12 protein-coding genes are annotated in these 13,283 nt (G+C 65.0%); 6 read left to right on the plus strand and 6 right to left on the minus strand.

Annotation, left to right across the window (positions count from 1 at the left end; translation table 11 throughout):
* Positions 1-2: 2 nt before the first annotated feature.
* Positions 3-1,928 carry a tyrosine-type recombinase/integrase gene (locus PCQ86_RS11450; protein ID WP_270173782.1) on the plus strand — a complete coding sequence of 642 codons (1,926 nt, stop codon included), beginning with the start codon at positions 3-5 and terminating at the stop codon, positions 1,926-1,928.
* Positions 1,929-1,955: 27 nt separating this feature from the next.
* On the opposite strand, the gene PCQ86_RS11455 is transcribed toward PCQ86_RS11450, so the two are convergent.
* Positions 1,956-2,579 carry a LysR family substrate-binding domain-containing protein gene (locus tag PCQ86_RS11455; protein ID WP_270173783.1) on the minus strand — a complete coding sequence of 208 codons (624 nt, stop codon included), beginning with the start codon at positions 2,577-2,579 and terminating at the stop codon, positions 1,956-1,958.
* A 104-nt stretch (positions 2,580-2,683) separates the two neighbouring features.
* On the opposite strand from PCQ86_RS11455, the gene PCQ86_RS11460 reads away from it, so the two are divergent.
* On the plus strand, positions 2,684-2,983 hold the full coding sequence (locus PCQ86_RS11460) for a helix-turn-helix domain-containing protein (RefSeq protein ID WP_024889555.1): 300 nt from the start codon (positions 2,684-2,686) through the stop codon (positions 2,981-2,983).
* Between the two features lie 66 nt (positions 2,984-3,049).
* Here the strand turns inward: PCQ86_RS11460 and glyA are convergent, their stop codons facing one another.
* The 3 genes from glyA to PCQ86_RS11475 form a co-directional block, all read right to left on the minus strand.
* Positions 3,050-4,321 carry a serine hydroxymethyltransferase gene (gene glyA / locus PCQ86_RS11465; protein WP_150084247.1) on the minus strand — a complete coding sequence of 424 codons (1,272 nt, stop codon included), beginning with the start codon at positions 4,319-4,321 and terminating at the stop codon, positions 3,050-3,052.
* A gap of 42 nt (positions 4,322-4,363) precedes the next feature.
* Positions 4,364-5,596: an aspartate aminotransferase family protein gene (locus tag PCQ86_RS11470; RefSeq protein ID WP_039748486.1), complete on the minus strand. Its 1,233-nt coding sequence runs from the start codon at positions 5,594-5,596 to the stop codon at positions 4,364-4,366.
* 65 nt (positions 5,597-5,661) lie between these two features.
* Positions 5,662-6,903 (minus strand): benzoate/H(+) symporter BenE family transporter, encoded by a 1,242-nt coding sequence (locus tag PCQ86_RS11475; RefSeq protein WP_270175442.1) that lies wholly within the window; start codon positions 6,901-6,903, stop codon positions 5,662-5,664.
* A gap of 102 nt (positions 6,904-7,005) precedes the next feature.
* Between PCQ86_RS11475 and pdxR the strand changes: the two genes are divergently transcribed.
* Positions 7,006-8,529, plus strand: coding sequence for a MocR-like pyridoxine biosynthesis transcription factor PdxR (gene pdxR / locus PCQ86_RS11480; protein ID WP_209210424.1), 1,524 nt, complete (start codon positions 7,006-7,008; stop codon positions 8,527-8,529).
* Positions 8,530-8,553: 24 nt separating this feature from the next.
* Here pdxR and mobH read toward each other — a convergent pair whose 3' ends face one another.
* Positions 8,554-10,353 (minus strand): MobH family relaxase, encoded by a 1,800-nt coding sequence (mobH, locus tag PCQ86_RS11485; RefSeq protein ID WP_270173784.1) that lies wholly within the window; start codon positions 10,351-10,353, stop codon positions 8,554-8,556.
* A 331-nt stretch (positions 10,354-10,684) separates the two neighbouring features.
* On the opposite strand from mobH, the gene PCQ86_RS11490 reads away from it, so the two are divergent.
* The 3 genes from PCQ86_RS11490 to PCQ86_RS11500 are packed head-to-tail and all read left to right on the plus strand — an operon-like array spanning position 10,685 to position 11,744.
* Complete coding sequence (locus tag PCQ86_RS11490) at positions 10,685-10,903, plus strand: AbrB/MazE/SpoVT family DNA-binding domain-containing protein (protein ID WP_021205410.1); 219 nt, start codon at positions 10,685-10,687, stop codon at positions 10,901-10,903.
* Positions 10,903-11,316, plus strand: coding sequence for a putative toxin-antitoxin system toxin component, PIN family (locus PCQ86_RS11495; protein WP_020649368.1), 414 nt, complete (start codon positions 10,903-10,905; stop codon positions 11,314-11,316). Before PCQ86_RS11490 ends, PCQ86_RS11495 begins: the two co-directional genes overlap by 1 nt.
* A gap of 56 nt (positions 11,317-11,372) precedes the next feature.
* Positions 11,373-11,744, plus strand: coding sequence for a DUF3742 family protein (locus PCQ86_RS11500; RefSeq protein WP_238955030.1), 372 nt, complete (start codon positions 11,373-11,375; stop codon positions 11,742-11,744).
* 13 nt (positions 11,745-11,757) lie between these two features.
* Here the strand turns inward: PCQ86_RS11500 and PCQ86_RS11505 are convergent, their stop codons facing one another.
* Positions 11,758-13,281 (minus strand): conjugal transfer protein TraG N-terminal domain-containing protein, encoded by a 1,524-nt coding sequence (locus PCQ86_RS11505; RefSeq protein WP_270173785.1) that lies wholly within the window; start codon positions 13,279-13,281, stop codon positions 11,758-11,760.
* Positions 13,282-13,283 lie beyond the last annotated feature (2 nt).

Here is a 13,283-nt window from a genome sequence, read left to right on the forward strand (position 1 = left end):
TCATGCTTTCAGACCTCATGGCCCGGCAGGCCAAGTCCACCGGCAAGCCATACGCACTGGCCGACTTCGACGGCCTCTATCTCTACGTTTCCGCCATCGGCACCAAGGCTTGGCACTTCCGCTATTCGTGGTTTGGCAAGCGTGAGCGCATCACCCTAGGCAACTATCCGGCGCTTTCCCTGAAGGACGCCCGTGCACTTCGCGATGAAGCCCGCTCGCTGCTCGCCAAGGGCGTCAATCCCCACAGCGAACGCAAGCGCAAGCGGCACGCGATCGTCCTGGCCGGCGAGCACACCTTCATGGCCGTCTACGAGCAATGGCTGGCCCATCGCCGGCTCTCGCTGGAGGAAGGACGGCAGACCAGCCTGGAACAGATCGGGCGCGTCTTCAAGAAAGATGTGTTCCCCTCGCTACGGCACCTGACCATCTACGAAATCACCCGCGCGCACCTGCTGGACATCATCGGCAAGGTGGAGAAGCGCGGCTCGCTGTCCGTGGCCGAGAAGCTGAGGACCTGGTTCACCCAGTTGTTCACCTACGCCACGGTGGCGATTCCCAACATGGGCGATAACCCGTCCAGGGACCTGGAAGTGGTCGCGCTGCCGTTGCCGCCTGTCGAACACAACCCGTTCCTGCGCATGCACGAGCTGCCGGTTATGCTGCAGACACTGCGCAAGTACCGCGGGCGCCTGAACACGCAGTTGGGCATCCGGCTGCTGATGCTCACTGGTGTGCGCACCGGCGAGCTTCGCTTCGCCACGCCCGATCAGTTCGACCTCGACCGGGGCCTGTGGGTCATCCCGGTGGCCAGGCTCAAGCAGCGCGCGCTGCTGACCAAGAAGAAGCGCAAGCGTCTCATCGACATCCCGCCCTACATCGTGCCGCTGTCGGTGCAGGCGCAGGAGATCGTTCGCCACCTGTTGGACCAATGCAAGCCTGCCCAGGTCCATCTCATCCCAGGCGACTGGTGCCTGAAGAACCCGATCAGCGAGAACACGCTCAACGCCGCGCTCAAGCGCATGGGCTACGAGGACCAGCTCACGGGGCATGGCATCCGGGCGACGATCTCGACGGCGCTGAACGAACTCGGCTACCCGAAGAAATGGGTGGATGCCCAGCTATCGCATGCCGATCCAGACAAGATCAGCGCGACCTACAACCATGCCGAATACGTCGAGCAACGCCGCGTCATGATGCAGGACTGGGCTGATCGCCTGGACCTGTTCGAGCAGAACCAGGTCGAGGTTGCCAGCCGGCATCTGACCATCACGCTCCAGGGCCTGCCGACCATCGCCGGCCAGGCGGCCGTGCAGCCGCCGGTGGTCGACCTCACCGCGCCGCAGCTGATCGTGACCGCGCCGACGTCCAACCAATCCGAAGCGCCGGCATCGGTACAGCGGCTGTCGGCCGTGCGCATGCCCGAGTACGCGCGGCCGCGCCTGTCGGAGGTGCAGCGCGGACGCCTGCAGGTGCTGGAGACCTTCGAGGCGCCGCACAACCTCTCGGTGGCGGACTACGCCAAGCTCGCGGGCAAGTCGCGCCGCTGGATCACCTACGAGATCCAGGCCGGCAACCTGCTGTCGATCCACATGGGGCACCGCGGGCAGCGCGTGCCAGACTGGCAGCTCGATCCGCTCAAGCGCAGGCTGGTCCAGTCTGTCCTGAAGCAACTGCCACGGGGCGTCGACACCTGGGACATCTACCACGCACTCCTGCGCTCGTACGAGGCTCTCGGGACACGGCCGGCCATCGAAGCCGTCAACCCAACGAACCTGCACCTTGCCGCGCGGCTGGTGGCCGCACAGTGCATGCAGGCGAGCGAGCCAGTCGTGACGACAGAGTTCCCTGAGCAGGTCCGGCAAAGCGTGCAGCGGCTGGTGCGCGAAGCCGTCGCTGCCGATGCCGCCGAAGTGGCGCCCGGAGACTGATCAAGCCAGGGGCGCGCCGAAGTTCGGTCAGGCGCTTGCCTGGAGCGCGTGGAAGAACGGCTCCAGGCGGGCGCTGCCCGTATCTCGACGGCTCAGGAAGTACGTGGTGAGCGTCAGCGCGCCCTCTTGCAAGGGACGCTGGACAACGCCAAGGGAACGATGGCCCTCAATGCGGGTGGCGGGTGCCAAGCAGACACCGTAGCCGGCGGCCACCAAGGTCATCATCAACCCGAACGATGTGGCCGTCGTGACGGCCGAGGGGACGACGCCGGCTGCCGTCAGCAGTGAGTCGATTTGCCCACAGTAGCCGACACAGTCGCGCCCATCCAGGGCGATCCAATGGTGGTCGGCCGCCTGCTCCAGGGACACTGACGCAAAGGCCAGCAAGGGGTGATGGGCCGACACGGCCAATGCCAGCGCATCGCGCCAGACGGGTCGGACATCGATGCCTTCAGGGGCTGCGGGCGATTGGCAGAGGCCTGCCTCGAAAGCCCCCGCGAGCAGTCCTCGATGCTGATCCTCCAAGCGCTCTTCGTGAAGACGAATCGGGTCGTCCGGATAGCGCCGACGGTGTACCGCCATCGGTACCGACAACCTGGGATAGGCCAGGCAGTCCGACAGGGCAATGTTCAAAGGATCGGAAGCGATCATCGTGTCACCCGCACAACGCCGACACTGGAAAAAACCGCGTGCCATCGGTCAATGAGATAAGTTTAACGTGGTTTAAATTCGCGTGAAACGTGACGCTTCTGTTGATGCAGAAGCGATCAGTGCAACGCGGGAGACCTGCGGGAACAAGAACCTATGAAAGCGAGCCAGCGCGCGCTTTCGGCGTTGCCGTGCGCGAGGCACGGTCCGCGAAGGCGCTGGCGCAGGAGGTGCTGGCGGAACAGGCGGGTATCGCGCGATCGCACATGGGCAAGATCGAGCGCGGCGAGCACATGCCCACGCTAGTGTTGATCCTGCGGATCGCGAAGGGGCTGGGTTGCTCGGCCGCGGCACTGATGGCTGCGACCGAGGCGCAACTGTCCGAAAAACAGGAAGACGCTGTCTAGGTCGGCGTTGCGTCTCTCGCCTACAACGAGGTAGTACGCAGGCGCCGCATTGCCGTCAGTGATTACCTATCGATAGACGGGATGGCGACGGCACAGATCCGCCACCTGCTGTCTTACTCGATCCCGCACGGCCATTAATCCAACACCACCGGTTTCCAATGCATCCAGCACGTCGCACAACCAGCCGGCCAGTTGCTCGCACTCGGCCACGCCGAAGCCGCGCGTGGTCACGGCGGGCGTGCCGATGCGCACGCCAGAGGTCACAAACGGCGAACGCGGGTCGCCCGGCACGCTGTTCTTGTTGGTGGTGATCCAGGCATCGGCCAGCGCCGCGTCCGCATCCTTACCGGTGTAGGGCCTGGCGGACAGGTCGATCAGCATCAGGTGATTGTCGGTACCGCCCGAAACGATTTTGTGGCCGCGCTGCTGGATCACCGCGGCCATGGCGCGAGCGTTCGCCACCACCTGGCGCTGGTAGGCCTTGAATGCAGGTTGCAGCGCCTCCTTGAACGCCACCGCCTTGGCGGCGATAACATGCATCAGCGGCCCGCCCTGGACGCCGGGGAATACGGCGGAGTCGAGCTTTCTGTAAAGGCCCTCGTCCTGCCCTTTCGAGAGAATGATACCGCCACGCGGGCCGCGCAGGGTCTTATGGGTGGTGCTGGTGACCACGTGAGCGTGGGGCAACGGGTCAGGATACTCGCCTGCCGCCACCAGGCCGGCGACATGGGCCATGTCCACCCAGAAGATGGCACCCGCCCTGTCGGCGATGGCGCGCATGCGTGCCCAGTCCTTGTGCCGCGAATAGGCGGAGAAGCCGCCGATCAGCAGTTTCGGCCGTGCCTGCATCGCGATGCGCTCCATCTCGTCGTAGTCAATCAGCCCGGTTTGGGGGTCGAGTCCATAAGGCACGATCTTGTAATGGCGGCCGGAGAAGTTGGATGGGTTACCGTGGGTCAGGTGGCCACCCTGAGCCAAGTTCATGCCCATCACGGTATCGCCGGGATTGGCCAGCGCCAGAAACACGGCTGCGTTGGCCTGGGCGCCGGCATGGGGCTGGACGTTGGCCCAATCACAGTCGAATAGCACCTTGAGCCGCTCGATGGCTAAGCGTTCGGCCACGTCCACATGCTCGCAGCCGCTGTAGTAGCGCTTGCCTGGGTAACCCTCGGCGTACTTGTTGGTGAACACCGAATTCTGGATGGCCATCACCAAAGGGCTCGCGTAGTTCTCGGAGGCGATCAGTTCGACATGATCCTCCTGACGGCGCGCTTCGTGGTGGACTGCCAGGGCAAGTTCCGGGTCGAAATCGGCGAGGGCAACAGAAGTGTCATACATGGTGTGCGTCCTGGTCGGGCGGATAGCGGTTGGGGTTGGACGTCATACGGTGATGTCCATCGGCTGAGCCGGAACAGACCAAACCTCGCAATCAACCAGGTCCGATGAAAGCAGGCGCGCTACACGCACCACGATGTCGTCAATCTGACGCTCGTCGCAAACGAATGGTGGCAATAGCCTGATCACGGTGTCTCGGGTCACGGTGATGAGCAGGCGCTGCTCAGCCAGCGCGCGCCCAACTAGTTCCTTGCAGGGCCGGTCCAGTTCGATACCCACCATCAGTCCCAGGCCGCGAATGGCGAGGACGTGCGGGTGACCTGCCAGCGCCTTGCGCAGGCCCACCAGCAAGCGAGCGCCCAGCACCATGGCGCGCTCGGGCATCCTGTCACGGGCCATGATGTCGAGGACGGTGCAGGCCACCCGGCAAGCCAGCGGATTGCCGCCGAAGGTCGAGCCGTGCTGGCCCGGCGAGAACAGGTCTGCCGCAATACCGCGCGCCAGGCACGCGCCGATGGGAAAGCCATTGCCCAGCGCTTTCGCCAGGGTCACCACATCCGGTGAGATGCCCGCGTGCGCGTATCCGAACCACGCGCCGGTGCGCCCCATGCCGGCCTGGATCTCGTCGAGCATCAGCAACCAGTCCCTCTGGTCGCACAAAGCGCGCAGTTCGCGCAAGTATTCGGCACTGGCCACCCGAATGCCACCCTCGCCCTGTACAGATTCGATCAACACCGCCACGATGTCCGGGGATTGTTCTGCCGCCTGGCGTACCGCGCTGATATCACCGTAGGGAGCACGCAGAAAGCCAGGCAGCAACGGCCCGAAACCCTGCTGGTTGGCCGCGTTGTCCGTGGCGGCGAGCGTGGCCAGCGTGCGGCCATGGAAGGCGTTGCCCATGACTAGGATCTGCGGTCGTGCCACCTGCCTGCGATGGGCATGCAGCCTGGCCAGCTTGAGGGCGGTTTCGTTGGCTTCCGCACCCGAGTTGCAGAAGAAGGCGCTTTCCATCCCGGTCAGCGCACACAGGCGTTCCCCCAACTGCTCCTGCCAGTCGATGCGGAACACGTTGGAAGTGTGCAGCAGCGCCCCGGCCTGTTCGGCGATGACGGCCGCGATTTCCGGGTGGGCATGACCCAGGCTGGTAACCGCGACACCGGCAATGGCATCTAGGTACTCCACGCCCTGCTCGTCCCAGAGCCGCGCGCCGTTACCGCGCACGAATGAGACAGGTTGGCGGGCGTAGGCGCGCATCAGGTGAGGGGCGGTCGTCTGCATGGGAGATTCCTCGAATTCGGCACGGTTGGCGTAACCGTCAGTCCGTGTGTTGAAAGCCTCGGTCATCACTTCACCCTCTCGTTTGCAGGCGTAGGCGTAATGACCGATGTACGTACCCGCAGCAGCACCCGCCCGTTGAGCACAGCATGCGCCGCCAGCCCTAGCACCAACCCCCAGAACGCCCCGCCAATGCCCAGCAAGGTGATGTTGGCGGCGGCCGCCAGAAACGTGATCAGTGAGGCTTCCCGGGTCTTGGCATCGGACATGGCGGTGGCTAGGCTGCCGCCGATCGTCCCCAGCAGGGCCAGGCCCGCCAGCGTGGTGATGAAGGTCGCCGGGAAGGCCATGAAGACCGCGGCCAGCGTCACCCCGAACACGCCGATCAGAACGTAGAACACCCCAGCGGCCATCCCCGCGATCCAACGCTTGGACGGGTCTTCGTGTGCCTCCCGGCCCGTGCAGATGGCGGCGGTGATCGCCGCGATGTTGAAGGCGTGCGAACCGAACGGCGCCATCAGCAGCGAACCCAGGCCCGTGATGGTCACGATGGGGTTGGCGCTGGTCTTGAAGCCGTCATTGCGCAATACCAGCATGCCCGGCATGTACTGCCCGGTCAGGGTAATGAGGAACAGCGGCAACGCCACGCTCAACAAGGCGTTGAGCGAGAACGCGGGCATGGTGAACACCGGCGCGGCCAGTTTCAGGCTCAGTCCCGACAGATCGACGCGGCCCTGCGCCAGCAGGAATACCAATCCCAGCACCAGGATGCCCACCACCGCATAGCGCGCGGAAAAGCGCTTGAACACCAGATAGGCGGCGATCAGCAGTCCCGCCAGCAGCGGATCGACGCTCAAGCCGCCGAAGGCGCCAGTGCCGAATTGCAGCAGGATGACGGCCAGCAGCCCGGCAGCCACGCCTGGCGGTATCAAACGGATAACGCGCTCGAACCAACCCGACAGGCCCAGCAGCACAAAGGCGGCAGCCGAGATCAGGTATGCCCCGACGGCCTCGGCATAAGGTGTGGTTGCCAGTGCTGTGACCAGAAACGCCGCTGCCGGCGTGGACCAGGCGGTGATGAGCGGTTCGCGGGATACCCAGCTCAAAATGATGCCTGTCACGCCCACGCCAATGGAAATCGACCACACCCACGAGGCCGTCAGCTCCGGGTTCAGGCCCGCGACCTTGGCTGCCTGGAACACCAGGATGAAAGTGCCGCCATAGTTGACGATGACCGAAATCAGTCCGGCCATGACGGGATGGGTGAGATCGTTCCAACGAACGGGCGAAGCTGAAGGGTCCGACGGCATCATCTGAAGTGGGTTCCTGGCATGGGGACGAAAAGACCATGAGACGATAGACTTTTAATGGCATGATGTTCCCCACCAATTTTCAGATGAAGTACCTGCCAATTGTTCAGACATGCCCAACTTGAATCCGTCAAAGCCTGGCTCGGCGACCCCGCGCACGGCGCCTTGCCCCTGCATGCACGGGTACAGCGGGCCATTCGCCAGTTGATCCTGGATGGCGCGCTCGATGCAGGCCGCCCCCTGCCCGCGTCGCGCGCGTTGGCGAAGTCGCTGGGGGTGTCCCGCGACACGGTGGAGTCGGCCTATGGCCAGTTGCACGCCGAAGGTTTCATTGAGCGGCGGGTCGGCAGTGGCAGCTTCGTGTCCGAGCAGGCCCGGTGGCTGCCCGGGCGCGGCAGACCACGGCGCACGAGCGTGGATCGCAAGGCACCCCTGCGCCTGAGCCGGCGCGGCGATGCCATGCTCCAGGGCGGCGGCGTGCGCGACTTCCTGATGTCGCGCCCCTTCGCGCCCGGCGTGCCGGAGACGCGCAGCTTTCCGCTGCCAACCTGGGAGCGCTTGCAGCGGCAGGTGTTGAAGGAGTACGGCACCCTGGCGCTGCTGCACAGCCCACCGCAGGGCATGGAGCCGTTGCGACGCGCCATTGCCGCCTACGTCAACCTCGAACGAGGCGCGCAGGCCACACCCGAGCGCGTGCTGGTGCTGACCAGTTCCCAACAGGCCATGACCCTGTGCGCCACCGTGCTGCTCGATGCTGGCGAGCGCATCTTCATCGAAGACCCCGTGTACCACGGGGCGCGCAAGGCATTTGACGCCGCCGGGTTGGATTGCGTGCCCGTGCCGATGGATGACCAAGGCATGCAGATAGCGCACCTGCTGGCAAAGGCGCAGACCCCTTGCAATACCGCCCGGGCGGTGTTCCTGACGCCCTCGCACCAGTTCCCAACCGGGGCTACGCTGGCGTTGGACCGGCGCCTGGCCGTCATCGAATGGGCCCGCCAGCACCAGGCTTGGATCATCGAGGACGACTACGACAGCGAATTCCACTACGAAGGCAAGCCCACCGCATGCGTACAGGGGCTCGACCCCCACGGCCGCACGATCTACATCGGCACCTTCACCAAGTCGCTGTTCCCCGGCCTGCGCATCGGCTACATGGTGCTGCCGGAGGCTCTGGTGTCGCCCATGACCGTGGCCCGCACCCTGCTGGATGGGCACAGCGCACCGATCCCGCAGCTCACCCTGGCTCGCTTCATCGAGGGTGGGCATTTCGGAGCCCATGTGCGAACCATGCGGGCCGTCTATGCGGAACGCCGCGATGTGCTGGCGCAGCTGGTGCGCCAGCACCTGGCCGACTTCGTGGAGCCCAGGGTGCCCGCTGGCGGGATGCAGATGCCTTGCGTGTTCATCCGCGACATTCCCGAGCGCGAGGCGGTGGAATCGGCACGGCGGGTCGGCATCGACCTGCTGGGGCTGACCGCGCTGCATGCATCGCGCCGCCATGCATCGGGCAGGGATGGGGCTGGTTTCCTCATGGGATTTGCTGCCCATGCACCCCATGAACTGGAGATCGCTGTCAAGAAGCTGGCAAGCGTGCTGCGTGCGCTGTGTCGCCGATCACCATGAGGCGCGCTGGCGCCTTTCGTGCTGCTAGCTCCGCGTCAGGGACAGGTAGGGGTTGTCCGGCGGGACTTCCGCGAACAATGCCGAAGGCGCCGCCAACAGATAGCCGTGCAACCGCCGCGACTTGCGCGGCCCGGTGACTTCGCAGGTCCAGATGTTCAGGCCGCTGTCTTGTTTGCGGTGCAGCCCCAGCTTCTCGAAGCGCTTCTGCACCCATTGCCAGTCGTGCAGATTGTCCTGCCGGGCCAGCACTTGGATCTCCGGATGCTCCTGCACGTAGCGCTGGAAAACGCCGGGGCTGACCAGGTACGCCGTGCCATCGACGGTATGCACCAGTGCTTTCGCATCGTTGATGATGAGCTTGCGCGACTCGATGCCTTGCTTGAGCCAAGCGATGAAGTCTTTCCCGGACGGCGTGGCCTTCGCGGGAGCCGACATGGTGGCAGGACTGGTCGGCGCCAAATGGGTCACTGCCGTAGGTGCGGCGGTGGATGGTGATGGGGGTTCCGCGCTGGCGGACGATGTACTGGTGGTAACTGCGTCGGACGCATCGAGCACCGACAGCAGATCGGAGACCGGGTCCGCGATCCCGGCTAGGGAATCCGCCACCCCAGGGGGCGGTGAGGTGGCCGGGATGCCGGCGGAGGCCGGCGGCGCTGCCTCATCGCCAGGGAGGGCCTCTTCCGTCGTGACCGTGCCGGCGAACGGTGCGGGACGCTCGCCCGACTCCCAAATCAAGGCCGGCGACAGGCGCAGGAAGGTAAAGCTGTGGGACCAGCCGGTGCCGCTCGTGACTGTCGCCCGCCAGATCGCCTTCCCATCCGGGGCGGGCTGCACGATGCCATGGTCCTGGAGCACCGTGAAGACGGCGGTGTTGTTCGATGGAATGCCTTCGATGCCCTGCGACAGGAGGTGTGCGCGCAGCTTGTCGCTGACTGTCTTGCTGACGAGCCAGAGTGCCTCCGGGGTCAGCCACCCATCCGACGGGCCGCCAGGCTGGTTTAGCTTGAATTCCTCGCGCAGCAGGTAGCGCAGACCATCCAGCAGCTTGCGCTGCAACGCATGCTTCGGCGCCGCCATCGCCCTGGCCGGATCACCGCCGAGCGCCAGGGCCACCGATGCCTGGTCAGCCTTGACGACCAGCTCTCCCAGCGTACCGGCATGCTCGTACTGGCCCGCCAGCACGTACAACAGCGCCGACCACAGGTCCTGGTAGTCGCTCAGCCAGTCGAGGATGCCGGCATCGAGCACACGGGTGTAGAGCAGTCCCGTGGCGGCGCCATGCAGCCGGTACTCGCGATCCGTCCGGTAACGAAAGCGGTACGGCTGCCGCAGCGGCCCGTGCCAGGGGTGCCAGACCAGGCCATCGGCCTGCTCGACGTGCAGGTCGACCGCGATCTTGCCAATGTCGTGCAGCAACGCGGCGTAGGCGGTCCCGGCGGTCCAGGCCTCGGCTTGCGCGGCCTGGGCCTCGGGCGAGGCGCCGGCCGGAAGCAAGTGGGACTGCCTCAGCTTGAGCGCGTAGGCCACGATCTCCAGGCCGTGGTCCAGCATGCCGCCCGGCCATGCATGGTGATACGCCTCCGAGGCCGGGAACTGCTGGACCAGCTCGGCGTAGCGCTCCAGCGGCGCGAGGTACAGCGAGCGGAACTGCCGACGCGACAGCGAGGTGCGCTGCCAGATGTGTTCCAGCAGCCGCTGCCGGCGCGGCTCCGCCAGCAGCGCTGCGGCCGACTGCGGTGGCGTCAGCCCTTTGGCAGGCTCGGCAGGAGGTGGCGCGGCGGCGGTGGCCAGCGGCACCCGTTTGCGCTGGAACAGCGAAAGCATGGCGACATCCTGGTGATGGGCTGGCCGGAGGAGCCTTTTGGCCTTTTCGGGTAGGGCCTTTCCCCTTGAGGCCATTCCCTTGCTCCATCCCCAGCCCTTTGGCCTTCGACAAGCCCTTTGATATAGGGGCAGTCGGCTTCGTGTGCCGCAATCAATGCGGAGCCGGTGCGCTCCAGGATCGAGCGGAACAGGCACTGTGTTTTCACCAGATCAGTCCGTTTCAACCGGCGCTGAAAGCGCAGCAGGCCCTGAAACCCCTGCGCCCGAAGGCATGCTTGTCGAGAATGAAGTAAGGAAGTAAGATTTCCTTTGAAACTTATGGAGGCCTCCCATGCTTGCCAAGCTCACATCGAAAAATCAGATCACGCTGCCCAAGGCGGCCGTGTCCGGCGTGGATGCGGCGGAGTACTTCGACGTCACCGTCGAGGGCGGTCGGATCGTCCTGACCCCCGTGCGCGTCCAGAAGGCACAGGCTGTGCGCGAGAAGCTGGAGCAACTCGGGATCACCGAGCAGGACGTTGAGGATGCCGTGGCCTGGGCACGGCAGTGATGCGCAGGGTCGTCCTCGACACCAACATCGTGCTGTCGGCGCTGATCTTCAGTGCCGGACGCCTGGCCTGGATACGCCACGCCTGGCAGCACCAGCAGTTGCAGCCGCTGGTCTGCCGGGAGACGGCCAGTGAACTCCTGCGCGTCCTGGCCTATCCCAAGTTCAAGCTGTCGACCTCGGAACAGCAGGAGTTGCTGGCGGACTTTCTGCCCTACGCCGATGTGGTGGAACTGCCTGCGCCATGGCCAGACCTGCCGGTCTGCCGCGACAAGAAGGACCAGGTGTTCCTGGTGCTCGCGCATGTCGGCAAGGCGGATGCGTTGATCACGGGGGATGCGGACATTCTCGCCATGCGAGAGGACTTTCCTGGCCTGATCATGACCGCCGAAGCATTCGCGGCGCGGCAGGCATGAAGGAAACCGGCATCACCTTGCCCAACGACCGTGGAACGACCATGAGGTAGCCAACCATGAAGCACACCGCACGCATGACCACCGCAGCGCGACTCGGCCGCTGGCTGGGCGGTGTATGGGGCGGTTGCCTGCGCGCGGAGCGTCGGACACATCGGTGGCTGATGGCGCAGGGTCTGCCGGCAGGCGGTGCAAGGGTGCTGATCTGGATGGTCAAGCTGGCGATCCTCGGGGTGTTGCTGTACGTCGCGGTCTGGGCGGCGCTGTTGCTGGTCGCTCTCGTTGTGGCAGCCAGGATGGCGGAGCAAGCGCCGCAAGGCGAAGATGATTTCCTCGGAAGCAAGGCCGAAGAGCTGGATCATCGCGAAAGCCTGTTCTACCACCCAGCGTCGTACAACGACGATCCTGACCCGCGGTTTGGAGACGACTGACTCGTGATGACCCCTACTTTTTCTTGGCTGCACTGATCAGCATGCCCGAGCCTTTACTGCCTGCCTGTCCCGCATCGCGAGTGCCCGTACCCAGTCCTTGCAGAACATTGCCGGCCCTGACCCCTGCCCAGACCAATGCCGTCATCCAGAACGCCGGCAAGATCAAGAACATCGTCGCCATCACGAAGTTCAGCAGCATGTCTCCGAAGGTGTTGTTGAGGCCCACCAGCGGATCGAAGTTCGTGTGCGGCCGGTTCCAGCCCCATCCCCAGCCGTAGAGCGCATCGAGGATCGTCGAGTCGATCCAGCGGGCGAGTTGGAACCAGAAGTCGGTGAAGAACAGCGCGAACTGCACCACGCTCACCGTGACCACGGTCTTGAGGTCATAGGTGCCGATCAGCAGCACCAGCGGGATGCAGATGACCAGCGCCATCTTGAGCAGGGACAGCACCATCGGCAGCGCCTGCCGCACCACGTCCATCGCCGGGAAATAGCCCAGTGACCCGACGGTCAGCCCGACGTCACTGGCGGCGCGCGTGACGATGTTGGGCAGCGTCATGTCGATCTGGCCACCGTAGTCCGTGTAGACCGCCCCCTGGTTGAGCTTCTGCTGGCGAGGGCTTGCGACGGCGCGGATCACCGAATCGTTGACCTCGGACTGGCTCAGGAAGCCCGCCCAGCCGACCAGTCGCGTCAGCAGGCTGGGATCGACCTTGGCCAGCAGTCGTGCCCGCAGGCCGTGGTCGCCGTCGGACCACCACTGCCGGCAGGTCGGGTAGCCGCCCCCGCCGGGCACCTGGGCCAGGCCGGCGTCGCGCGTGGCGTCGAACGGCCAGGCATCGCGCGGAGTCCTGGAGCGGTAGCTGTCGTAGAAGCCGGCGGTGCCGACGAAGTAGCTGGAGCCGATCCAGGTGACGTCGTGCATCTGCTCCTCGCTCAGGCTGGGCCGGGTCATGAACAGCTTGGCGCGGGCGGGGCCGTAGCAGTCGCGGGTGAAGTCGCTGATCTCCTGGGCCAGCACCGGGTCGTCGATGCGGGTCGCGTCAATGTCCATGCGGATCTGCCGCAGGTCGGTGCCGCAAGGAATGGCCGCGACCGAAGCGCCGGTGATCGCGCGCGAGATCGCGTGCATGGCGAACCACCACACCGGCACCTTGGCCGACTGGTTGTTGATCGTGCTAAACGATTGCGACCAGCCCGTATCGGTCGGCTCTGGGACATTTACTTGGCATTGGGTCGAACGCGAACGGTCGTACTTGATGGTGTTGAAATCGACGTAGATGAAGGGAATGCCCGCGAACATGATCACCACGATGGCGACGAAGACGCGGTTCTCGATGCGAGCCGAGGACAGCACGCCCTTGTTGCCTTCGTCCGCGCCTTCCGCGCGGCCCTTCAACCATTCCTGGATGACGATCGCCAGGAACGGGACGGCGAACACGCCGCTGGCGACCAGCACCGACCAGATGCCGTTGTGGACCACCCAGGACACCAGCGTCAGGTAGTACTCCAGGTAGTCGGTGGTGTACAGCGTCATGG

Origin of the sequence: Diaphorobacter sp. ED-3, assembly GCF_027625375.1 — a bacterium.
In the GTDB taxonomy this organism is placed as follows: Bacteria; Pseudomonadota; Gammaproteobacteria; order Burkholderiales; family Burkholderiaceae_C; genus Diaphorobacter; species Diaphorobacter nitroreducens.